Here is a 22,262-nt window from a genome sequence, read left to right on the forward strand (position 1 = left end):
GGGGCGGTGCCCCTAGGAACCGTAGCGCCGGTGGCGCGCGGCGTACGAGCGCAGGGCGCGCAGGAAGTCGACCTTGCGGAAGTCCGGCCAGTGGACTTCGCAGAAGTAGAACTCCGAGTGCGCGCTCTGCCACAGCATGAAACCCGAGAGTCGTTGCTCACCCGAGGTGCGGATGACGAGATCGGGGTCAGGCTGGCCGCGCGTGTAGAGATGCTCGGCGATGTGCTCCACGTCGAGGACCTCGGCGAGTTCCTCGATGCTGGTGCCTTCGGCCGCCTGCTGGAGGAGCAGGGAGCGCACCGCATCAGCGATCTCACGCCTACCTCCGTACCCAACGGCGACGTTCACAATCAGCCCGGGAGCATCGGATGTGGCCTCGGCGGCGTCTTTCAGGACACGAGCGGTCTTGTCGGGCAGCAGATCGAGGGCGCCGACGGGCTTGACGTGCCAGCCGTCGGCGGCGAGCTGCTCGACGGTGCTCTCGATGATGCCGAGCAGCGGGGCGAGTTCCCCGGCGGGACGGGTGAGGTTGTCGGTGGACAGCAGCCACAGCGTGACGACCTCGACGCCCGCCTCCGCCGACCAGTGCAGCAGGTGCGAGATCTTGTCGGCGCCGCGGCGGTGCCCGGTGTTGACGTCGGCCAGGCCCATCGAGCGGGCCCAGCGGCGGTTGCCGTCGAGGATGACGCCGACGTGCCGGGGCGTGATGTCGGTCGGCAGGGACGCCTCGACGCGCCGCTCGTACAGGCGGTAGGCGGCGTCGCGGACGACGCCGTACGGGCGGCTGCCGCGGACGGCGCCGACGAGCCGGGCGGAGCTCCGGCGGCGCGGCTCGCCGTCCTGGTCGCGGCGGGTTCGCGTGCGCCGAGTCCCCATGTGCGGGCTTCCCTTCGAGCGACGTCCCGGGCGGGAACGACGCTCAATTATGGCCTGTCCGCGCGGGTCGTCCCACCGGTTCGGCCGTTCCTCATCGTCGTCCGGTGAGACGCCGGGAGGAGCGGTCGCGTTCGGCCTCGGCGAGGACTTCGGCGAGGAATCCGGCGAGTTCGCCGGACGTGAGGACGGCGCGCACCCCGCGTCCGCCCGCGCCCCACGCCTCGACGACGGCGCGGCGGGCGATCCGCCACCGGCCGTCGCGTCCGCCGGGGCCGACCCAGCGGGCGGTGGTGCGCAGCGTGCAGCGCAGTTCGCCGGTGCCGGCGCCGTCGGCGCGTTCGCGGTGCCGGAACGCGAACAGCTCGGGTTCGTCGCCCGGGGCGTCGGCGGGCAGGCCGCCGCCGGGCTCGGGGAAGCGGTCGTCGGGGTCGGGCCAGCGGCCGGACTGCGGGGAGCCGTCGGCGCGGGCGGCGGCGACGCGTTCGGCGAGCGCGGCGATGCGGTGGCCGCAGCGCTCGCCGACCGCGCCGAACACGGCGCCGTCGCGGCGCAGTTCGAGCGTGATCTCGTAGGCGGCGCCGCCGCGGTCCCGGGCCGCGACGGGCACGACGGCGAGCGATGAACCGTCCTGGCAGGTGATGCCCCGCATCGATGCCTCCCTGATGTGCGTCAGCGGGTGAGCGCAACCACTGACACGCACATTAGGCCAGGTCAACACCATGATCACACCTCGCGGACGGCGCGATCGAGCAAGGAAAACGATCAAGCATCGGCTTCGGCGGAGCGGGCGTCGGCCAGGCACGGGCTCTTGACCTCTCGAAGATTTTGAGAGTTACTATCATTTTCTACTGACTTCCGAATGAAGGTGACTGTAATGACCACGCACCGGCGCTGGTGGGGCCTCGCCGCGCTCTCCCTGGCCGTCCTCGCGCTCGGCTTCGACCTGACGATCCTCAACGTCGCGCTCACCACGCTCTCCACCGACCTGGACGCCTCCACGAGCGCTCTCCAGTGGATCGTGGACGCCTACGTGCTCGTCTTCGCCGCCCTGCTGCTCCCCGCCGGGATGCTCGGCGACCGCTACGGGCGCCGCCGCCTGCTGCTCGCCGGGCTCGCCGTGTTCGGCGCCGCCTCGCTCGGCGGCGCGTACGCGACCGGGACGGGCGGCGTCATCGCCGCACGCGCCGCGATGGGCGTCGGCGCCGCGATCCTCGTGCCGATGTCGATGTCGCTGCTGACCGTGCTGTTCCCGCCCGCCGAGCGCACCCGCGCCGTCGCGGTCTGGTCGGCGTCCATGGCGATCGGGCTGCCGTTCGGGCCACTGCTGGGCGGCTGGCTGCTGGAGCACTTCTGGTGGGGATCGGTGTTCCTGGTCAACGTGCCCGTCGCGCTGCTCGCCGCCGTCGCGGCCGTCGCGTTCCTGCCCGCGTCACGGGACACGGCGGCGCCGCCGCTGGACGTCCCCGGAGCGCTGCTGTCGGCGGCCGGGCTCGCCGCACTGGTGTTCGGGGTCATCGAGGCGCCGGTGCGCGGGTGGGGCGACCCGCTAGTCCTCGGCACGCTCGCCGGCGCCGTCGTCGTGCTGGCCGGGTTCGTCCGCTGGGAGCGGCGGCGGGACCGGCCGCTGGTGGACCTCGCGCTGTTCGGCGACGCGCTGTTCCGGCGGCCGGTGATCACGGCGGTGTGGGCGACGCTGATGATGGCGGGGCTGCTGTTCGTCCTGCCGCAGTACCTCCAGGCCGTGCGGGGGCACGGCACGCTCGCCACCGGCGTGCGGATGATCCCGATGCTCGCCGGACTGCTCGTCGGCAGCGCGGTCACCGAACGGCTCACCCGCCGCCTCGGCCGCGACGCGGTGATGGCCGCCGGGCTCGCCGTCGTCGCGGCCGGGTTCGGCCTCGGGACGCTCAGCGCGCCCGGCTCCGGCGACGCGTTCACGGCGGCCTGGCTCGCCGTGGCGGGCATCGGGTTCGGGCTGGCGCTCATTCCCGCGATGGACGGCGTCCTCGCCCGGCTCCCCGACGGGCGGACGGGCAGCGGGTCCGGGCTCGTCCAGGCGCTCCGGCAGACCGGCGCCGCGCTCGGCGTGGCCGGGCTCGGCAGCGTCCTGTCGGCCGTCTACCGCGACCGGGTCGACGGCGACGCGATCGGCGCCGACGTCGCGCGGGCCGTCCGCACCGGCGACGCCGAACTGCTCGCCGCCGCCCGCGACGCCTACACGACGGGAATGGCCGTCGTCCTCGGCGGCTGCGCGCTCGCCTCGGCCGCGCTGGCCGCGCTGCTCGCCGCGCGCCGCGCCGATGCCCCAGAATCGGGGGATGAGCACGCCGCCCGCTGACCCGCTGACCCGGCTCCCGCTCCGCGAGCGCAAGAAGCTGCGCACCCGCCGGTCCGTGCAGGAGCACGCGCTGCGGCTGTTCGCCGAGCAGGGGTACGACGCCACGACCGTCGAGCAGATCGCGGCGGCTGCGGAGATCTCGCCGTCCACCTTCTTCCGGTACTTCCCGACGAAGGAGGACGTGGTCGTCACCGACGAGTACGACCCCGTCATGGAACACGTGCTCGGCGAGCAGCCGCCCGACGTCCCGCCGCTGACGGCCGTCCGGGCGACGCTGCGGCAGGTGCTCGGCGAGCTGGCCCGGCAGGACACCGCGACGATCGCGACCCGCGTCCGGCTGCTCGTCGAGGTGCCGCAACTGCGGGCCCGCGTCATGGAGTCGCTGCGCGGCGGGACGTTCCTGGTGCTCACCCGGCTGCTCGCCGAGCGCACCGGGCGCCGCGCCGACGATCCTCTCGTCGCCACGTTCTGCTTCGCCGTGCTCGGCGTGCTCGTCGCCGCCCTCTACGACTGGCTGGACGGCGGCGCCACCGGCGACCTGCCCGCCCTCGTGGACGAGCGGCTCGCCTTCCTCGGCGCGGGGATGCCGCTCTAGCCGGGGGTGACGGCGGCGCGGCGCGGGTTCACCCGGACGGCGCCCTTGAAGTTGTTGGTGTAGACCGCCTGAACCTGGACGCGGGTGCCCCGGCGCGGGGCGGCGATCATCTTGCCGTCACCGATGTAGAGGGCGATGTGCGAGATGTAGCCGGGCGCGGTCGGGTCGTTGGCCCAGAGGAGCATGTCGCCGGGCTGGGCCTTGTCCAGCGGGACGATCCAGCCGGTGCGGGCCTGGTCGGCGGCGACGCGCGGCAGCCGGATGCCCGCCTGCGCGAACGCGTACTGCATGAGGCCCGAGCAGTCGTAGCCGCCCTCGGCCTCGGACTCGCCGCCCCACACGTACGGCCAGCCGATGCGGGTGTAGGCGGCCTTGATGACGGTCTGCACCTGCCCGGCCGTCATGACCTGGCCGTTCGCGCTCGACTGCGGCGCGCCGGTCTGCGAGCGCGGGTAGTCGATGGCGGGGTTGACCTCGACGGCCTTGGCGCCCTTGGGCAGCATCTTCTTCAGCGTCTTCAGGAACGCCTGCGGCTTGGCCTTGGGCGCGCTGACCAGGACGGCGTTCCCGGCGGGGACGCCGAGCGAGCGGGCGGTGGCGCGGGAGACGACCGCGTCCACGTCCCCGAGGCCCATCGTGGCGTAGGCGCCGACGCGGACGCGGCCCGACGCCGTCTTGCCGCCGACCGGGATCTGGCTGCCGAGCCGCACGCCGCCGTCGCTGCCCATCGTGAACGAGATGGCGGCGTCCCCGGCGGCGATGTTGCGCCACAGTGCGTCGGACTTGGCGGTCGGCTCGGGCGTGAAGTTCCGGAACGTGGACGGCTCGACGCCGAGCAGCCCGATCCGCTTGCCCGCCACCTGGACCTGGACGGCGTCCACGACCTCGGCGCCGCGCACGGTCTTGGTCTTCCGGACCTTCTCCACCGTCTCGGGCGGCAGGGCGGCCTCGGCGGCGACGAGGTAGTGCGGCGTGAGGCGCTTGCCGAGCGGCGCGACGGCCGCGGTGGTGGGGACGCGGGTGCCGGACGTGGCGACGAAGTCGGCCTGCTTCTGCGCGTCGCGCGGGGGCGTCGCGGTGAGGCCGGAGCCGGGGGCCGAGCCGTCGTCGCGCAGCGCGAGCGCCGCCACGTTGGTGCCGAGCGTGGCCAGCACGGTCACGCCGATCAGCGTCGGCAGTATCCGGCGGTCCGGCTTGGGCACGCGACACTCCTCGTTCTGGGATGATCAAGACAGTGGTTCAGATACCCGGCGCGGCCGGGCTCCACCCCGCGAAGCGGCGGTCTCGTTTCCCTCGCGCCACTTCCGCTACCCAGTGGTAACACCAAGCGGAAACGAGATCAAGGTCACGCTGTCACAAAATGGACGTTCGATCCACTCAGCTCCGCAGCTCGGCCACCAGCGCGGCGGGCTCGGTCACCGGCAGCCGGCAGGCGAAATCGCGGCACACGTAGGCGGCCGGAGCACCGTCCACCAGCGTGCGGCCGGTCAGCAGCGGCACCGTCGCCGCCCCCGGCTCCCCCACGCTGACGACCGCGCCCGGCGACACCGCCATCAGCGCCGTGTCGTGCAGCGCCCGGGTGCGCTCGTCGCCGGGCGCCCCGACGACGGCGATCTCCAGCGGCCCCGCCGCCAGCGCCTCGGCCACCGCCAGCCCCCAGCCCGCGAACCGCGCGTGCTCGGCGGCCAGCAGCCGCGCCGGGGCCAGCGCGCGGGCGGCGGCGTCGCGGTGCCGGGACTCCCCCGTCAGCGCCGCGTACGACAGCAGCGCCCCGGCCGCCGCGAACTGGCCGGACGGGGTGGCGTTGTCGGTCGGGTCCTGCGGGCGGCGGAACAACCGCTCGGCGTCGTCGGCGGTGTCGAAGAAGCCGCCCTCGCCGTCGGTGAAGCGGGTCAGGACGGTCTCCAGCAGTTCGCCCGCCGCGTCCACGTACTTCGGGTTTCCGGTGACGCCGTGCAGGGCGAGCAGTCCTTCGGCGACGTCGGCGTAGTCCTCCAGGACGCCCGCGTTCGCGCCCGCCGCGCCGTCGCGCGACGTCCGGACCAGGCGGCCCCCGGACACGTGCAGCGCCAGGACCAGACCCGCGACCTGCTCGGCCGCCGCGACCAGGTCGAGGCGTCCGAACAGCGCGCCGCACTCGGCCAGCGCCGCGACGGCCAGGCCGTTCCACGCCGCGACGACCTTGTCGTCGCGGGCGGGCGGCACGCGCTCCTCGCGGGCGGCCAGCAGCGCGCGGCGGACGCGGTCGTAGCGTTCGAGGTCGTCCGGGTCGCGGTGGAGCTGGAGGACGGACGTGCCGTGCTCGAACGTGCCGGTGACGTCGAACAGCCCGGCGGCGTAGGCGGCGTCGTCCGGGCCGAGGACCTCCGCGAGCTGACCCGGCGTCCAGACGTAGAAGCGGCCCTCCTCGCCCTCGCTGTCGGCGTCGAGCGCCGAGGCCAGGCCGCCTTCGGCGGTGCCGAGGTCGCGGAGCATCCAGTCGCACGTCTCCAGCGCGACGCGGCGGGCGAACGGGTCGCCGGAGACGCGCCACCAGTGCGCGTAGACGCGGGCGAGCAGCGCGTTGTCGTACAGCATCTTCTCGAAGTGCGGCACCACCCACGCGTCGTCGACGGAGTAGCGGGCGAAGCCGCCGCCGAGCTGGTCGTACATGCCGCCGCGCGCCATCGCCTCCAGCGTGTGCCCGGCCATGGCGAGCGCGTCCGCGTCGCCGGTGCGGGCGTGGTGGCGCAGCAGGAACTCCAGCGCCATCGACGGCGGGAACTTCGGCGCCCCGCCGAACCCGCCGCGCGCGGCGTCGTACCCGGTGGCCAGCGCGCGGACGGCCGCCGCGAGCGCGTCCGCGTCGGGGGCGTCGCCGCCGGTGAGGGCGCCGCCGCGCCCGCTGAGCGCGTCCACGACCTGCCGTCCCTGCGCGACGACCTGCTCGCGCTGGTCGCGCCACGCGGTGTGCACGGCCTCCAGCACGGCCTGGAACCGCTGCCGGGGGAAGTAGGTGCCGCAGTAGAACGGGTGCCCGTCCGGCGTCATGAGCACGGTCATCGGCCACCCGCCCTGCCCGGTCATGGCCTGCGTCGCCTCCATGTACACCGCGTCGATGTCGGGACGTTCCTCCCGGTCGACCTTGACGTTCACGAAGTACTCGTTCATCAGCGCGGCCGTCGCGCCGTCCTCGAACGACTCGTGCGCCATCACGTGACACCAGTGACACGCCGCGTACCCGACCGACAACAGCACCGGCACGTCCCGCCGCGCCGCCTCCGCCAGCGCCTCCGGCGACCACTCCCACCACTCCACGGGATTCTCCGCATGCTGGAGCAGATAGGGCGACGTGGCACGAGCAAGACGATTGGCCATACGCCCATCCTCCCCCAACGGACCCGGCGCTCACCCGCCCGGGGACAGAGCGTCCGCGGGCGGCGGAACAGTAGGCTGGCGACAGGAGCGGCCGAGCCGTCGAGGCTCCTTGAGGAGGCACCATGACCGCCGACATGGTGGCGCCCGCGTGGATGCACACCCAGATCAGCGCGGAGCAGTACGACGCGTGGACTGAGGAACAGTGCGCGGGCATCGAGATCGTGGACGGGATGGTCGTCGTGAGCCCGAGCGCCTCGAAGCGGCATAACCGGCTGGCGCGGCTTCTGGCCAACGCCCTCGACGCCGCCGCGGGGCCGGACTGGAACGCCGACACCGACTTCGACGTCCGTCTTCAGGACGTCCCGCTCACGAACCGCCGCCCGGACGTCGTCGTCTACCGGGCGGACACCCTCGACCTCGCGACCACCCGCCCTGAGCACGTGCTCATGGTCGTCGAGGTCGTGTCGCCCGGTTCGGAGACCACGGACCGGGTCGTGAAGGTGGATCAGTACGCCAAGGCGGGCATCCCGTTCTACTGGCGTGTCGAACCGGCCGCCACCGGAGTTCCGATCGTCTACACCTACGTGCTCGACCCGGCCACCAAGGTCTACCGGGACGGTGAGATGTTCACCGGCACGGTGAAGGCCACCGCGCCGTTCTCCGTCGCCGTCGACCTCGGGGCCATCTGAGGCATCAGGTCGCTTCGAGGTCGGTGAGGGCGGATTCTATGGCTCGGTGGAAGGTGGGGTAGGCGTAGATCATGGTGCGGAGGGTGTCGATGGGGACCTCCGCGTGGACGGCGACGGCCAGGGCGCCGAGGATCTCGCCGCCCATCGGGGACATGACGGTGGCGCCTACGAGGATGCCCCATTCGGTGTCGGCTACGAGTTTGATGAAGCCCTCGCCGCCGGGGCCCTGAATCCAGCCGCGGGTCGAGTCCTGGATTCTGGTGAAGCCCGTGCGGACGGGGAGGTTCTGGTCTTCGGCCTCCTTCTCGGTGAGGCCGACGACGCCGATCTCCGGGTCGGTGAAGGTGACGCGCGGGACGGCGCGGTAGGCGGCCGGCGGGCCGGGGCGGTCGAGGATCGCGCGGACGGCGATCTCCGACTGGTACATCGACACGTGCGTGAAGGCGCCCTTGCCGGTGATGTCACCGATCGCCCAGACGCCGTCGGCGGCGCGCATGGCGCCGTCCACGTCGACGAACCGCGCGTCCTCGCGCAGGCCGATCCGGCCCAGGCCGAGCCCCGGCAGGTTGGAGTGGCGCCCGGTCGCGACGAGGAGGCGTTCGGCGGTCAGGTCGCCGTCACCGGTGTGCAGGGTGAAGCCGCCGTCGTGACTGACGCCCGTGGCGCGCGTGTTCGTGCGGACGTCGATGCCCTCGCGCTCGAAGACCTGGCCGAGCAGGTCACCGACCTCGGGCTCCTCGCGCGACAGCAGCCGCGGGCCGCCCTCGACGATCGTGACGCGTGTGCCGAACCGGGCGAACACCTGCGCGGTCTCCACGCCGACGACGCCGCCGCCGAGCACGAGCAGCGACGCGGGCACGGTGGGAACGGCGACGACGTCCCGGTTGGTCCAGTACGGGGTGCCGTCCAGGCCGTCGATCGGCGGGACGCTCGGGGACGTGCCGGTGTTGAGCACGATGCCGCGCCCGGCCCGGAACACGCGGTCGCCCACCGTGACCTCCCCCGGCCCGGTGATCACGCCCGCGCCGCGCACGAGCGTGACGCCGCGCTTGGTGAGGCGGTCTGCGGCGGGACCGTCCGTCCAGTCGTTCGTCGCGTCGTCGCGGATGCGCCCGGCGACCCGCGACCAGTCGGGCCGGACGGTGGTCTCGGCGGCGAGGTCCCGCGCGCGGTGCGCGTCGCGCACGAGGTCGCCGGCCCGCACCATCATCTTCGTCGGCACGCACGCCCAGTACGGGCACTCGCCCCCGACCAGCCGGGACTCGACCCCCACCACGCGCAGCCCGGCGTCGGCCAGCAGCCCCGCCGCGTTCTCCCCGCCGGGGCCCAGACCGATGACGACGACGTCCACATCTTCTGCCATGCCTGCTCTCCTGCCCCGCGCACCGCGCAGTCATCCCCGCGCGACGCGACGTCCCGAATCCCGTCAATGCCGGACAGAAGTCGTCCGCGACCACTGCGAGCGTAGCGTCATGAACTCCGAGATCCGCCCCTTCCGCATCGACGTCCCCCAGGCCGACCTGGACGACCTGCGCGACCGGCTCCGCCGCACCCGCTGGGCCCCCGAGCTGCCCGGCGCGCGGTGGAGCCGGGGCGTGCCCACCGGCTACCTCCGGGACCTGGCCGGATACTGGGCGGACGGCTACGACTGGCGCGCCCACGAAGCCCGGCTCAACGCGTTCCCGCAGTTCAGCACCGTCATCGACGGCCAGAACGTCCACTTCCTGCACGTCCGCTCCCCCGAGCCGGACGCCGTCCCGCTGATCATCACGCATAGCTGGCCGAACTCGTTCACGGAGCTGACCGGGCTCGTCGGCCCCCTCACCGACCCGCGCGCCCACGGCCTCGACCCGGCGACGGCGTTCCACGTCGTCGTCCCGTCGCTGCCCGGCTTCGGGTTCTCGCCGTTCCCCGAACCGGCCGACCCGCGGCCGTGGAGCGTCGACCGGGTCGCCCGCACGTGGGCGGCGCTGATGGCGCGGCTCGGCTACGACCGCTACGGCGCGCACGGCAACGACGCGGGCGCGCTCGTCACCCCGCGCCTCGGGGCGCTGGACGCCGCGCACGTGATCGGCGCGCACATCACCGGCGGCCTCGGCATCCCGCTCGGCGAGCCGGACGAGGCCGCGGTGCTCACCGACGCCGAACGGGCCGAGTTCGCGGGCGCCGCCGACTGGATGGAGGCCGCCAGCGGCTACGGCCCCTATCTGACGAACCGGCCGCAGACCCTCGCGCACGGCTTCGCGGACTCGCCGGTGTTCCAGCTCGCCTACCTGCTGGAGCGCTTCTTCGAGTTCGACGGCTGGCCCGACGGCGCGGACCCGGGCACCGTCCTGGAGCGGGACCGCATCCTCACCAACGCCGCCGTGTACTGGTTCGGGAACACCGGCGGGTCGTCGTCGTGGACGTACTACGAGGGCGCGGCCGGGCTGCCGGTCGACCAGGACGCCGTCCCGACCGGCGTCTCGCACGGCGGGCCGGACGCGTTCCGGCGGCTGGCCGCGCGCGGCAACGACATCGTGCACTGGGGCGGGCGCGAGGCGCGCAGCCACATGGTCGCGATGGCCGACCCGGACGGCCTCGTCGACGACCTGCGCGTGTTCTTCGGCGGGCTCCGCGCCGGGTGAGGATCAGCCGCGCGCGGTGTTGCGGCGGGGCATCGGGACGCGGTCCAGGTCGTGCGCGAGCGTGATCTCCCCGTCGAACACCGACGCGGCCTCGCGCACGAAGCGTTCCTCGTCCTCGGGGCGGTAGCGCTCGGAGAAGTGGGTGAGGACGAGGTGGCGGGCGCCGGACTCGGCGGCGACGCGGGCGGCCTGGGCGGCGGTGAGGTGGCCGTGGTCGCGGGCCAGGTGGGCTTCGGCGTCGAGGAAGGTCGACTCGATGACGAGCAGGTCGGCGTTCTCCGCGAGCGCGAACGCGCCGTCGCACAGGCGGGTGTCCATGACGAACGCGAACGTCTGGCCGGGCCGGACGCGGCTGGTCTCCGCGAGCGTGACGGTGGAGCCGTCCGGCGCGGTGATCTCGCCCCGGGCGCGCAGGACGCCGATCTGAGGGCCGCTGATGCCCCGCCTGGCCAGTTCGCCGGGGAGCATGCTGAGCCCGTCCGGCTCGGTGAGCCGGTACCCGTAGGACTCGACGGGATGGGACAGGCGCCGGGCGGCCAGCCCGAACGGCGCGTCGCCGGTGTCGATCGCGACGTGCTCGCCGGACAGGCGCGTCTCGCGGATGACGCCGGTGTCGCGGAAGGCCGACGCGTGCCGCAGCCGCTCCCAGTACACCGCGCCGCTCGCCGGGAACACCGCCCGGACCGGGTGCGGCACCCCGTCGCGGGCGACGCGCTGCACGATGCCGGGGACGCCGAGGCAGTGGTCGCCGTGGAAGTGCGTGACGCACAGCCACGTCAGGTCGGTCGCGGACGCGCCCGCGAACACCAGTTGCCGCTGCGTGCCCTCGCCGGGGTCGAACAGCAGGCCGTGGCCGTCCCAGCGGAGCAGGTACCCGTTGTGGTTGCGGTAGCGGGTGGGGACGGCCGAGGACGAGCCGAGGACGACGAGTTCACGCACGGACATGGGCACCATCCTCCCGCCCGCCGCGCGCAGTAAGCACGCGGTTATCCTGGCGCGGACGCCGACCGGAGGGACCGCCCATGGGCACCAGCAAGCGCGAGCAGATCAGGATGAGCCCGGCCGAGGTCGCCGACTTCCTGGCGGCGAACTTCAAGGTGCAGGTCGCGACCGTCGGCAAGGACGGCGCGCCGCACCTGGTCACGATGTTCTACGCGCTGCTCGACGGGAAGATCGCGTTCTCCACGTACAAGGCGTCGCAGAAGGTGCTCAACCTGCGCCGCGACCCCACGATGACGTGCCTGGTCGAGGACGGCACCGAGTACAACGAACTGCGCGGCGTCACCCTCTACGGTCGGGGCCGCGTCATCGAGGACCCCGACGTACGCCTCAAGGTCGGCGCCGTCACCGGCTCCCGGCTGGCCGGCCTGCCCGTCCCGGAGACGGGCGCCCCCCTCGACCCGGAGTTCGCCCGGGGCATCGAGCAGGCCATGGCCAAGCGGGTCATCATCGTGATGGAGGCCGAGCACGTCGTGAGCTGGGACCACCGCAAGGTCTGAGACCGCGCGCCGCTACTCCTTCTCGCGCTGCGCGCGCTCCCACTCCTCCTGCTTCAGGTCGGCCTCGTGCGGCGCCTGGACGTGCTTGATCCGGCCGTTCATCGACCGGATGAGCAGGAACGTCGCGACGGCGAGCAGCAGGAAGACGCCGAAGCCGAGGAAGCCCGGGGTCACCGTGTCATCGTTGAGCGGGTACGCGAGGAGCACTAGAGACACACCTTCTCCCGGACGCCGGCGAACAGGTCGTCCTCCGGCACCTCGGTATCGACGAGGGACCTGGCCAGATGGTAGTCCTCGGTCGGCCATGTCTCGCGCTGGAGGTCCAGCGGGACCTGGAACCAGAACCCGTTCGGGTCGATCTGAGTGGCGTGCGCCAGCAGCGCCCGGTCGCGGGTCTCGAAGTGCTCGCCGCACGGGACGCGGGTCGTCACGGCCCAGGGCGCGTCGGTCTCGTCGAACCGCTTCATCCAGTCGGCGTAGGGCGATTCGAGCCCGGCCGCCAGCATCGCCTCGTGCAGCGCGACCGTCCGCTCCTTGTTGAACGTCATGTGGTAGTAGAGCTTGAGCGGCTGCCACGGGTCGCCGGTGCCGGGATAGCGCTCCGGGTCGCCCGCGGCCTCGAACGCCTCCACCGACACCTCGTGGCACTTGACGTGGTCGGGGTGGGGGTAGCCGCCGCGCTCGTCGTAGGTGAGCATCACGTGCGGGCGGAACTCGCGGACGGCCCGCACCAGCGGCTCGGACGCGCGCTCCAGGTCCTCCAGGGCGAAGCAGCCCGAGGGCAGCGGCGGCAGCGGGTCGCCCTCGGGGAAGCCGGAGTCGACGAAGCCGAGCCAGCTCTGCCGGACGCCGAGGATCTCGCGGGCGCGCGCCATCTCCTCGTTCCGGACGCGGCCGATGTCGGCGGTGATCTCCGGACGGTCCATCGCGGGGTTGAGGATGCTGCCGCGCTCCCCGCCGGTACACGTCACGACGAGGACGTCCACGCCCTCGGCGACGTAGCGCGCCATCGTCGCGGCGCCCTTGCTCGACTCGTCGTCGGGGTGGGCGTGCACCGCCATCAGCCGTAGCCGCGAGCCGGCGGCGTCCCGCGCCGGCGGGGCGTGCTCGGCGCGGTCCGCGGGCTCGGACATGGACTCCGTCACGTGGGCCTCTCCCTCACAGCAACCTGGTCATCTCTCGCCGGTAAGGGCACCCCGGTTCGGAGCACCCGGCACGGCCGACGAGAATTGTCCCTGACAACGTCCGCACCCCGCAGGGAGATTCCCCGCCATGGCCCTCGACGCCCCGCCCGACCCCGCCCCGCCGTCCGCCGGTGAGCGCCAGAAGCTGGGGCTGCTCGGCTGGATCGTCATCGGCACGGTCTCGGCACTGGCGGCCGGCGGTTTCGCCGTGGTGTACGTCTTCTCCGCGCAGCGTCCGGGAATAGCCTCGCAGACCACGACGTACAACGTGGTGGACGACGCGTCGGTCACCGTCTCGTACGCCGTCGCCAAGCCGAAGGACGCCGAGGTCCGCTGCACGGTCGACGCCTACGACCACGACTTCAACATCCTGAGCAAGGTCGAGATCACCGTCCCGCGCGGCACGGCGCGGCTGACGGGCGCCAAGACGCTGGCGACGCCGCGCAGGGCGGTGGGCGCCCGCGTCCACGACTGCCACCGCCTCTAGCGACGCCCCGGTCAGGCCCCCTCACGACCCCCGAAATCCCAGGTGAAGCGAAACGCCGTTGGCGGATTGCGGAGCGGTCGTTCAGGGAACCTTTACCCGCACGTACCGGATAGGCTAGAGGTTTCATCTAGCCGCACTTCATGTCGATGTGTAGCCGGACCCCTCCCGGGGCGGGCGATGATCGCACCATGTGGATGAGGAGTACCCGTGACCGAGACCCGCGCTGACAACGTCACCTGGCTGACCCAGGAGGCGTACGACCGGCTCAAGGCTGAGCTGGACCACCTGTCGGGGACGGGCCGCACCGAGATCGCGCAGAAGATCGAGGCGGCCCGGGAGGAGGGTGACCTCAAGGAGAACGGCGGCTACCACGCGGCCAAGGAGGAACAGGGCAAGATCGAGGGCCGCATCCTCCAGCTCCAGGGCATCCTGGAGAACGCCCGCGTCGGCGAGGCGCCCCGCACCGAGGGCGTGGTCGGCCCCGGCATGACCGTCACCGTCGCGTTCACCGGCGACGACGAGGAGGTCACGTTCCTGCTGGCCTCCCGCGAGGAGAGCGGCGCCCCGATCGACGTGTACTCCCCGAGGTCCCCGCTCGGCGCGGCCATCAACGGCAAGAAGGTCGGCGACAGCGCCACCTACTCCCTGCCCAACGGCCGCAGCATGACGGTGGAGATCCTCGACGCCACCCCGTACGTCGGCGGCTGAGCCGCCCCCTCTCCCCGCCGCGCGTCCTCCCGCGCGACCCCGAGCGCCCCACCAGACTCCCGGACCCGCCGCGTCAACTCCGCGCGGCGGGTCCGTCCGTATACACGCGAACCACCCGGTCAGGGCCCGTGCCGCCCCAGAGCAAGATCAAACGTCGCGCAGCGGCGGTTGATCTTGCTCTGGGGCGGCACTAAAGGGGGCCCTGACCCCGCCGCGCCGAAGGCGCGGCCATAGACACAGCGGCGAACACCAGCGGCAGCGTGCGGTGCCGGATCTGGGCGGCCAGCGAGATGACCGAGGAGGCGCGCTCGACGCCGTCGGCGGCGACGATCTGGTCGATGACGCGTTGCAGGTCGCGGTTGCTGCGGGCGACGACGCGGCACAGCATGTCGCCGGGGCCGGTGATGGTGTGCGCCTCGATGACCTCGGGGATGCGGGCGAGGCGGCTCGCGACGGGGTCGTGGCCGCTGCCCTGCCGCAGTTGCAGGGTGATGAACGCGGTGACGTCGTAGCCGAGGGCCGCCGGGTCGATCTCGGGGCCGAAGCCGCGCGTCACGCCGTCGCGGGCGAGGCGGTCGAGGCGGGCCTGGACGGTGCCGCGCGCGACGCCGAGGCGGCGCGACGCCTCCAGCACGCCGATGCGCGGCTCGGCGGTGTACAGCTCGATCAGCCGGGCGTCCAGCGCGTCGATCCCGGACATCGTCCCTCCCCTGGGCATCCTGTACAGAACGTCCGGTCGGGCCGGACTATCACTGGTCACATTGTGCAGTGAATCAGTCCACTCTTGCGCACCTTGTCGGGGCATGGCGAACTGGGGTCATGGATCAGTTCCCGGTGAAGGGCATGGACGCCGTCGTCTTCGCGGTCGGCAACGCCAAGCAGGCCGCCCACTACTACTCGACCGCCTTCGGGATGCGCCGCGTCGCCTACCGCGGCCCCGAGAACGGCAGCCCCGACGAGGCCGCGCACGTGCTGGAGTCCGGCGGCGCGCGGTTCGTGTTCCGGGGACCGGCCCGGGCGGGGACCGACCTCGGCCGGCACGTCGCCGCCCACGGCGACGGCGTGACCGACCTCGCGATCGAGGTGCCGGACGCCGAGGCCGCCTACCGGCACGCGCTCGCCAACGGCGCGACGTCCGTCGCCGAGCCGCACGTCCTGGAGGACGACTTCGGCAAGGTGACGATCGCGGCCATCGCGACCTACGGCGAGACGCGGCACTCCCTCATCGACCGGTCGAACTACTCCGGCCCCTACCTGCCGGGCTACGTCGCCGCCGACCCGATCGTGGAGCCGCCCGCCAAGCGGTACTTCCAGGCCATCGACCACTGCGTCGGCAACGTCGAGCGCATGGACGAGTGGGCCGACTTCTACCACCGCGTCATGGGTTTCACCGACATGGCCGAGTTCATCGGCGACGACATCGCCACCGAGTACTCGGCGCTGATGTCCAAGGTCGTCGCGGACGGCACCCGCAAGGTGAAGTTCCCGCTCAACGAGCCCGCCGAGAGCCGCCGCAAGTCGCAGATCGACGAGTACCTGGAGTTCTACGGCGGACCGGGCGTCCAGCACATCGCGCTCGCGACCAACGACATCATCCGGTCGGTGGACCGGATGAGCGCGGCGGGCGTGGAGTTCCTGGCCACACCGGACTCCTACTACGAGGACCCCGAGCTGCGCGCCCGCATCGGCGAGGTCCGCGCCCCGATCGAGGAGCTCCAGCGGCGCGGCATCCTGGTGGACCGCGACGAGGACGGCTACCTGCTCCAGATCTTCACCAAGCCCGTGCAGGACCGTCCGACGGTCTTCTTCGAGATGATCGAGCGGCACGGCTCGCTCGGTTTCGGCAAGGGCAACTTCAAGGCGCTGTTCGAGGCCATCGAGCGCGAGCAGGAACGTCGCGGCAACCTTTGATCAAACTGTCGTCAACCGGCGTTTGCGGCGGGAGCGGCGTGCCGATCCCTACGGCATGACGCAACCGCCGCACGACCCCGGACCCGAGGGCGACCGGCCCGACCCGTTCGCCAAGGACGCCCCGCAGGGCGGCCCGCCGCCCGAGCGGCCGTACGGCCAGGAGCAGCAGGGCCAGTACGGCCGCGAGGAGCAGTACGGCCGCGAGCAGCAGGGCCAGTTCGGGCAGCAGCCCTACGGGCAGGGCCAGCAGCCCTACGGGCAGCAGTCGCCGTACGGCGAGCAGTCGCCCTACGCGGGCGGCCAGCAGCAGCCGTACTACCAGCAGCCCCAGCAGGGTTACGGCGCGGCGGGCGGGCGGGGCACGAACCCGCTCGCGATCGGCAGCCTCGTCGCGGGGGTCGTCGGCCTGTTCACCTGCGGCATCATCTCGATCGTCGCGGTCGTCCTCGGCCACCTGGGGCTCGGCCAGATCAACAAGTCGGGGCAGGGCGGCCGGGGGATGGCCATCGCGGGCCTGATCCTCGGTTACCTGGCGCTGATCGGGTGGGTCATCTGGTGGATCATCGTGCTCGTGTCGGGGGCCCGGTCGGGCACGTAGGCCGGAGGCGGGGCACCGTCCGGTTGATCCGAGTTGCCCCGCCTGTCGCAGAAGCGGCAGGCTGAACCCGTGCACATTGCCGGTGATTCCTCGCGTTCGGCGCCTTTGCGGCGCGGCCTCGCCCGGCGCAGCGTGGCCGGGGCCACCGCGCTCGCCCTGCTGGCGGCGTGCCAGGCGCCGCCCGCCGCCGACGACGAGCCGTCCGGCCCGCCGCCCGGCGACGTCGCGCCGGGCCCCGGCGGCGCCGCCTCGGCCGGCGACCCGTACGTGCCCGGCAACGGCAACGGCGGCTACGACGTCCAGAAGTACAAGCTGACGCTGACGATCACGCCCGGCGGCGCCAAGGAACTCGACGGCACCGCCGAGATCACGGCGAAGGCCACCGAGGGGATGAACCGCTTCAACCTGGACCTGACCGGGCTGGAGGTCGCCGACGTCACCGTGAACGGCGCGAAGGCGAGCCATGTGCGCGACGGCGGGGAGCTCATCGTCAGCCCGGCGAAGCCGCTGGCGAAGGACGCGTCGTTCACGACGGTCGTCCGGTACTCGGGCACGCCCAAGCCCGTCAACGACCCGGGCCTCGGCCAGTACGGCTGGATCCGCACCGGCGACGGCGTGTTCGTGGCGTGCCAGCCGAGCGGCGCGCAGACGTGGTTCCCGTCCAACGACCACCCGTCGGACAAGGCGCTGTTCGAGTTCCACATCACGGTGCCCGACGGCCTGACCGCGATCGCCAACGGCGAGCCCGCCGGGCCGCTGCCGAGCAACCCCGGCACCGCCCCGCCGGGAGGCGGCGGGAACCCGCCGCCCGGAGGCGGCACCCCGCCGCCCGGCGGCGGCGATCCCGAGCTTCCGGTCGTCCCCGCCGGGCTGCGCAGGGCCGCGCCGACGACGTTCTCGTGGACGTCCAAGGAGCCGATGTCCACCTACCTCGCGACGGTGAACGTCGGCCGCTACGAGATCCGGCAGAGCCGCACGCCCGGCGGAATCCTCAACATCACCGCCGCCGACCCGACCGTGCGGGGTGCGAACGTCGAGGCGTTCCACGCCAAGAACGCCGAGATCACCGACGAGTTCACCCGCCGCTTCGGCCCCTACCCGTTCGGCTCGACCGGCGGCCTGGTCGACGACGCGGCCGTCGGGTTCGCGCTGGAGACGCAGACCCGCCCGGTGTACGGGTCGTTCGGGCTGGACGAGTCGATCGTCGCGCACGAGCTGGCGCACCAGTGGTTCGGCAACAGCGTCGGCGTGACGCGCTGGAAGGACATCTGGCTGAACGAGGGCTTCGCGTCGTACGCCGAGTGGATGTGGGGCGAGCGGGGCGGCGAGCCGGTGCAGCGCCGGTTCGACCGGCTGTACCGCGACGCGGGCAGCAAGGAGCTGTGGGACGTCCCGCCGGGCGACCCGGGCCGCAACCAGATGTTCGCCCGGTCGGTGTACGACCGGGGCGCGATGACGCTGCACGCGCTGCGGCGGGAGGTCGGGGACGAGAAGTTCTTCGCGACGCTCCAGGCGTGGGTGAAGGAGCACCGGCACGGCAGCGCGACGACCGAGCAGTTCATCGCGCTGGCCGAGCGGGTGTCGGGCAAGCAGCTCGACGGGCTGTTCAAGAGCTGGCTGTACGACAAGGGCCGTCCCGCGCGCTGATCCAGCGCCCGGCAAGGGCTCGGTAAAAGACCGCCGGGTAACACCCGGCGGGGGGCGCGTCTTCGCCAGTGTTGCGGGTGTGACCATTCCTACCCTCGCGGCGTTGCTGGCGTCGTCCGTCCTGTTCGCCCCGGCGCCCGGCGCGCCCGGCGCGGGCGACCCGTACTTCCCGAAGGCGGGCAACGGCGGCTTCGACGTCGCCTCCTACAACATCGCGCTCGACTACCGGCCGAAGGGCAAGCGCGTCGCGGGCACCACGCGGATCACCGCGACCGCCACCCGCGACCTGTCCCGCTTCAACCTGGACTTCACCGGCAACACGGTCCGCTCGATCACCGTGGACGGGAAGAAGGCGACGTTCGCCCGGTCCGGCGGCGAGCTGACCGTCACCCCGGCGGCGGCGCTGCGCAAGGGCGCCAAGTTCACGGCCGCCGTCACCTACGACGGCTCGCCCAGCACCCGCACCGACCCCAGCCTGGGCCGCAACGGCTGGATTCCCACCAAGGACGGCGCGATCACGCTGTCGCAGCCCGTGGGGTCCGCGACGTGGTTCCCGCTGAGCGACCACCCGTCCGACAAGGCGCTGTTCTCCTACGCGATCACGGTGCCGAAGGGCCTCCAGGTCGTCGCCAACGGCGAGCCCGCCGGGACGACGCGGCGCAGCGCCAAGACGACGTACCGGTGGCGGTCGGAGCAGCCGATGGCCGGCTACCTCGCCATGATCGCCATCGGCAGGTTCGACGTCCGCGACGGCAAGTCGCCGGGCGGCGTGCGCACCATCACCGCCGTCGATCCCACGCTGAACCAGAACCACGACGCCTTCCACCGCGACACCGCCCAGATCACCGACTGGGGCACGTCCGTCTTCGGCCGCTACCCGTTCGGCTCGTCCGGCGGCATCCTCGACAACGTCAACGTCGGGTACGCGCTGGAGACGCAGAACCGGCCCGTCTACCCGGGCGCGGCCGACCAGTTGCTGATCGTGCACGAGCTGGCCCACCAGTGGTTCGGCGACAGCCTCACCGTCCGCCGCTGGAAGGACATCTGGCTGAACGAGGGCTTCGCGACCTACGCCGAGTGGCTGTGGAGCGAGCGGCACGGCGGCCGGAGCGCCGGGGCCATCTTCGACGCCGCCTACAAGCGCGCCGCGTCCGACAAGGCGTGGAAGATCAAGACCGGCGACCCGGGCGCGAAGAACATGTTCGGCGGCTTCCCGATCTACACGCGCGGCGCGATGACACTGCACGCGCTCCGCAAGACCGTCGGGGACGCCACGTTCTTCGCACTGCTCCAGGAGTGGCCGCGCAAGTTCGCGCACCGCAACGTCGAGACGGCCGACTTCGTCCGGCTGGCCGAGCAGTCGTCCGGCCGCGACCTGCGCAAGCTGTTCGACGCGTGGCTCTACACCGGGAGCAAGCCGCCCAAGCCCTGACCGGCTCCGGCCTTGATCACGGCGGGTCCGCACGGAATTCTGGAGCGATGCGACGTTCCCAGGAAAGCGGTGCCCGATGACCAGATCGTCCCGGCTCGCGGCGGTGGCGCTCGGCGCCGCCGCGAGCCTCGTGCTGACGGCGGCGCCCGCGGGCGCCGCCGCTCCGCGTTTCACGCCCGGCGCACCGGGCGCCGGCGACCCGTACTTCCCCGACATGGGCAACGGCGGCTACGACGCCCGCCACTACGACGTCGCCCTGGCCTACGACCCGGCCACCAAGGGCATCACGGCCAGGACGCGGATCGACGCGCGCGCCACCCAGCACCTGTCGCGGTTCAACCTGGACTTCCTCGGGCCGCTGAAGGTCGCGTCGGTCCAGGTCGACGGACGCGCCGCCAGGTACGCCCGCACCGGCGCGCAGGAGCTGGAGATCACGCCGCGCCACGGGCTGCGCGCGGGTTCCCGCTTCACCGTGAGCGTCGCGTACTCCGGCGTCCCGAAGAACGTGGACGACCCCGCGCTCGGCGTCTCCGGCTGGATCGCCACCCCCGACGGCGCGGTCATGGTGAACCAGCCGATCGGCGCCGCGACCGTCTACCCGGTCAACGACACCCCGCTGGACAAGGCCACCTACACGTTCCGCCTCACCGCGCCGAAGGGCCTGACGACGCTCGCCAACGGCGATCCGGTCGGCTCGGTCACGCGCGGCGGCACGACGACGAGCGTGTGGGCGATGCGGCAGCCGATGGCCAGCGAACTGTCGATGCTGGCGATCGGCAGGTACGACGTGCTGAAGACGCGCGCGCGGGGCCGGCTGAACCTCACCGCCACCGACCGGGCGCTCGGCATCTCCCCGCAGCTCGCCCGCGACTTCAACGCCCGCACCGCCGACGTCCAGGGGTTCCTGGCCCGCCACTTCGGGCCGTACCCGTTCTCGTCCACGGGCGGCGTCGTCGTCAAGGCCGGGGTCGGGTACGCGCTGGAGACGCAGGGCCGTCCCGTCTACGACCTCGGCCGCCGGCCGGGAACGATCCCGTCGGCGACGCTCGTCGCGCACGAGCTGGCCCACCAGTGGTACGGCGACAGCGTCACGCCCAAGCGCTGGGCGGACATCTGGCTGAACGAGGGCTTCGCGAGCTACGCCGAGTGGATGCTCACCGAACGCGATACCGGCCGCACCGTGCAGCAGAGCTTCGACGCCGTCTACGCGACGCCCGCCGACGACGACCTGTGGGTGCCCAGAACCGCCGATCCCGGACGGGACAACATCTTCCACCCGACCGTGTACGACCGGGGCGCGATGACCGTGCACGTCCTGCGCAAGACGATCGGGGAGAAGGCGTTCGCGCGGCTGATCCGCGAGTTCCCGGCCGCCTACCGGAACCGCAACGTCTCGACGGCGGAGTTCATCGCGTTCGCCGAGCGGGTGTCGGGCCAGCGTCTGCGGTCCCTGTTCGACGCGTGGGTGTACAGCTCCGGCAAACCGTCGCTCTAGCGGCGGAACCGCGCCCGGAAGATCGACGACTGGTACATTCTCGGCATTTAAGTGACAGCCGGGGGTGCCGGGGTGGACGAGGTGAAGAAGGGCCGGGGGCGGCGCGGCCGTCCCCGGCCCGAGGCGGGCGAGCGGCGGCGCCGCACGCTCATCGTCGCGGCGGCGGCGGTCGCGGCGTTCGCGCTGACGCTGGCCGGGCTGCACGCGTTCCTCGGCCGATCCGGCGGCTCGGACCCGCGCGTCCCCGGCGCCGGGACGCAGGCCGCGTGCGTGCGCGACTGTGACGTGACGACCCCCTCGGCCACCGCGCCGCCCAGCCGCGAGGCCGTCGCCCCGCCCGCGAAGGTGTCGGCGGAGGCGACCGTCACCTCGACGCCGACCGCCTCCCCCGGCGCCACCACGCCGGGCGCCGCGCCACGCCGCACCGCCGCGCCCGCGCCCACGTCGTCGCCGGGACCGCCGTCGCGGCAACCGCGCGAGCCCCGGGTGGCGCCCGTCCCGGCGCGGGCCGCCGCGAGCTACGCGACCGCCGACCGCTGGCGCGACGGCTACATCGGCACGGTGACGATCACCAACACGGGCGGCACGACGCTGCCGTCGTGGAGCCTGCGCGCCTCGTTCCCCCGCACCACGATCACGTCCACGTGGACGCAGGGCTCCGGGCAGTCGGCGGGCGGCGGCGAGACGCTGACCGGTTCCGGCGGCGCGCTGGCGCCCGGCGAGCACGTCCGGATCGTCTTCCAGGCGTCCGGCCGGCCGTACGGACCGTCCGCGTGCTCGATCAACGACGCTCCCTGCTGACCTGCGCGGACGTCACCG

The 22,262-nt window shown here is 72.9% G+C and carries 22 protein-coding genes; 13 read left to right on the forward strand and 9 right to left on the reverse strand.

Annotated features, from left to right (window positions below):
- Window positions 1-12 precede the first annotated feature (12 nt).
- Together C229_RS0100090 and C229_RS0100095 are read right to left on the reverse strand one after the other, a co-directional pair.
- The gene (locus tag C229_RS0100090; RefSeq protein WP_018653039.1) at window positions 13-876 is read right to left on the reverse strand and encodes an isoprenyl transferase; all 864 of its coding nucleotides are present in this window, start codon (window positions 874-876) and stop codon (window positions 13-15) included.
- Between the two features lie 91 nt (window positions 877-967).
- Complete coding sequence (locus C229_RS0100095) at window positions 968-1,525, reverse strand: hypothetical protein (protein ID WP_018653040.1); 558 nt, start codon at window positions 1,523-1,525, stop codon at window positions 968-970.
- Window positions 1,526-1,750: 225 nt separating this feature from the next.
- On the opposite strand from C229_RS0100095, the gene C229_RS0100100 reads away from it, so the two are divergent.
- Complete coding sequence (locus tag C229_RS0100100; protein WP_018653041.1) at window positions 1,751-3,214, forward strand: MFS transporter; 1,464 nt, start codon at window positions 1,751-1,753, stop codon at window positions 3,212-3,214.
- Window positions 3,195-3,809: an acyl-CoA-like ligand-binding transcription factor gene (locus C229_RS0100105; protein WP_018653042.1), complete on the forward strand. Its 615-nt coding sequence runs from the start codon at window positions 3,195-3,197 to the stop codon at window positions 3,807-3,809. The genes C229_RS0100100 and C229_RS0100105 overlap by 20 nt, the downstream gene beginning before the upstream one ends.
- On the opposite strand, the gene C229_RS0100110 is transcribed toward C229_RS0100105, so the two are convergent.
- Together C229_RS0100110 and C229_RS0100115 are read right to left on the reverse strand one after the other, a co-directional pair.
- The gene (locus C229_RS0100110) at window positions 3,806-5,011 is read right to left on the reverse strand and encodes a C40 family peptidase (protein ID WP_018653043.1); all 1,206 of its coding nucleotides are present in this window, start codon (window positions 5,009-5,011) and stop codon (window positions 3,806-3,808) included. The two genes, C229_RS0100105 and C229_RS0100110, sit on opposite strands and share 4 nt — an antisense overlap.
- 175 nt (window positions 5,012-5,186) lie before the next feature.
- Window positions 5,187-7,166 (reverse strand): thioredoxin domain-containing protein, encoded by a 1,980-nt coding sequence (locus C229_RS0100115; protein WP_026313322.1) that lies wholly within the window; start codon window positions 7,164-7,166, stop codon window positions 5,187-5,189.
- Window positions 7,167-7,288: 122 nt separating this feature from the next.
- Between C229_RS0100115 and C229_RS0100120 the strand changes: the two genes are divergently transcribed.
- Entirely contained in the window at window positions 7,289-7,855 is a 567-nt protein-coding gene (locus C229_RS0100120; RefSeq protein ID WP_018653045.1) for a Uma2 family endonuclease, read from the forward strand.
- 4 nt (window positions 7,856-7,859) lie between these two features.
- Here the strand turns inward: C229_RS0100120 and C229_RS0100125 are convergent, their stop codons facing one another.
- Window positions 7,860-9,218 carry a dihydrolipoyl dehydrogenase family protein gene (locus C229_RS0100125; RefSeq protein WP_033423871.1) on the reverse strand — a complete coding sequence of 453 codons (1,359 nt, stop codon included), beginning with the start codon at window positions 9,216-9,218 and terminating at the stop codon, window positions 7,860-7,862.
- 109 nt (window positions 9,219-9,327) lie between these two features.
- On the opposite strand from C229_RS0100125, the gene C229_RS0100130 reads away from it, so the two are divergent.
- Window positions 9,328-10,482, forward strand: a complete 1,155-nt coding sequence (locus tag C229_RS0100130; RefSeq protein WP_018653047.1) for an epoxide hydrolase family protein — start codon at window positions 9,328-9,330, stop codon at window positions 10,480-10,482.
- Between the two features lie 3 nt (window positions 10,483-10,485).
- Here C229_RS0100130 and C229_RS0100135 read toward each other — a convergent pair whose 3' ends face one another.
- Window positions 10,486-11,427 carry a ribonuclease Z gene (locus C229_RS0100135; protein WP_018653048.1) on the reverse strand — a complete coding sequence of 314 codons (942 nt, stop codon included), beginning with the start codon at window positions 11,425-11,427 and terminating at the stop codon, window positions 10,486-10,488.
- Window positions 11,428-11,504: 77 nt separating this feature from the next.
- On the opposite strand from C229_RS0100135, the gene C229_RS0100140 reads away from it, so the two are divergent.
- On the forward strand, window positions 11,505-11,981 hold the full coding sequence (locus C229_RS0100140) for a pyridoxamine 5'-phosphate oxidase family protein (protein WP_018653049.1): 477 nt from the start codon (window positions 11,505-11,507) through the stop codon (window positions 11,979-11,981).
- A gap of 12 nt (window positions 11,982-11,993) precedes the next feature.
- Here C229_RS0100140 and C229_RS28885 read toward each other — a convergent pair whose 3' ends face one another.
- Both C229_RS28885 and mca read right to left on the reverse strand, forming a co-directional pair.
- On the reverse strand, window positions 11,994-12,155 hold the full coding sequence (locus C229_RS28885; protein WP_240487024.1) for a hypothetical protein: 162 nt from the start codon (window positions 12,153-12,155) through the stop codon (window positions 11,994-11,996).
- Window positions 12,156-12,187: 32 nt separating this feature from the next.
- Complete coding sequence (gene mca / locus C229_RS0100150) at window positions 12,188-13,114, reverse strand: mycothiol conjugate amidase Mca (RefSeq protein WP_051108897.1); 927 nt, start codon at window positions 13,112-13,114, stop codon at window positions 12,188-12,190.
- A 139-nt stretch (window positions 13,115-13,253) separates the two neighbouring features.
- Between mca and C229_RS0100155 the strand changes: the two genes are divergently transcribed.
- Together C229_RS0100155 and greA are read left to right on the forward strand one after the other, a co-directional pair.
- Window positions 13,254-13,652, forward strand: a complete 399-nt coding sequence (locus C229_RS0100155; RefSeq protein WP_018653052.1) for a DUF4307 domain-containing protein — start codon at window positions 13,254-13,256, stop codon at window positions 13,650-13,652.
- A gap of 207 nt (window positions 13,653-13,859) precedes the next feature.
- The gene (gene greA, locus C229_RS0100160) at window positions 13,860-14,360 is read left to right on the forward strand and encodes a transcription elongation factor GreA (RefSeq protein ID WP_018653053.1); all 501 of its coding nucleotides are present in this window, start codon (window positions 13,860-13,862) and stop codon (window positions 14,358-14,360) included.
- 190 nt (window positions 14,361-14,550) lie between these two features.
- On the opposite strand, the gene C229_RS0100165 is transcribed toward greA, so the two are convergent.
- Entirely contained in the window at window positions 14,551-15,060 is a 510-nt protein-coding gene (locus C229_RS0100165; RefSeq protein ID WP_018653054.1) for an Lrp/AsnC family transcriptional regulator, read from the reverse strand.
- 119 nt (window positions 15,061-15,179) lie between these two features.
- On the opposite strand from C229_RS0100165, the gene hppD reads away from it, so the two are divergent.
- The 6 genes from hppD to C229_RS32420 all read left to right on the forward strand — a co-directional run bounded on the left by hppD (window position 15,180) and on the right by C229_RS32420 (window position 22,244).
- The gene (gene hppD, locus C229_RS0100170) at window positions 15,180-16,271 is read left to right on the forward strand and encodes a 4-hydroxyphenylpyruvate dioxygenase (RefSeq protein ID WP_018653055.1); all 1,092 of its coding nucleotides are present in this window, start codon (window positions 15,180-15,182) and stop codon (window positions 16,269-16,271) included.
- 55 nt (window positions 16,272-16,326) lie between these two features.
- Window positions 16,327-16,869, forward strand: a complete 543-nt coding sequence (locus C229_RS35665; RefSeq protein WP_018653056.1) for a DUF4190 domain-containing protein — start codon at window positions 16,327-16,329, stop codon at window positions 16,867-16,869.
- Between the two features lie 69 nt (window positions 16,870-16,938).
- A complete protein-coding gene (locus tag C229_RS0100180; RefSeq protein ID WP_155884510.1) occupies window positions 16,939-18,516 on the forward strand; it encodes a M1 family metallopeptidase in 1,578 nt (525 codons plus the stop codon).
- A gap of 79 nt (window positions 18,517-18,595) precedes the next feature.
- Complete coding sequence (locus tag C229_RS0100185) at window positions 18,596-19,948, forward strand: M1 family metallopeptidase (RefSeq protein ID WP_155884511.1); 1,353 nt, start codon at window positions 18,596-18,598, stop codon at window positions 19,946-19,948.
- Between the two features lie 76 nt (window positions 19,949-20,024).
- Window positions 20,025-21,443: a M1 family metallopeptidase gene (locus C229_RS0100190; RefSeq protein ID WP_018653059.1), complete on the forward strand. Its 1,419-nt coding sequence runs from the start codon at window positions 20,025-20,027 to the stop codon at window positions 21,441-21,443.
- Window positions 21,444-21,515: 72 nt separating this feature from the next.
- Complete coding sequence (locus tag C229_RS32420; RefSeq protein WP_018653060.1) at window positions 21,516-22,244, forward strand: cellulose binding domain-containing protein; 729 nt, start codon at window positions 21,516-21,518, stop codon at window positions 22,242-22,244.
- Window positions 22,245-22,262 lie beyond the last annotated feature (18 nt).

The sequence above is a fragment of the Actinomadura flavalba DSM 45200 genome (assembly GCF_000374305.1).
Taxonomy (GTDB): Bacteria; Actinomycetota; Actinomycetes; order Streptosporangiales; family Streptosporangiaceae; genus Spirillospora; species Spirillospora flavalba.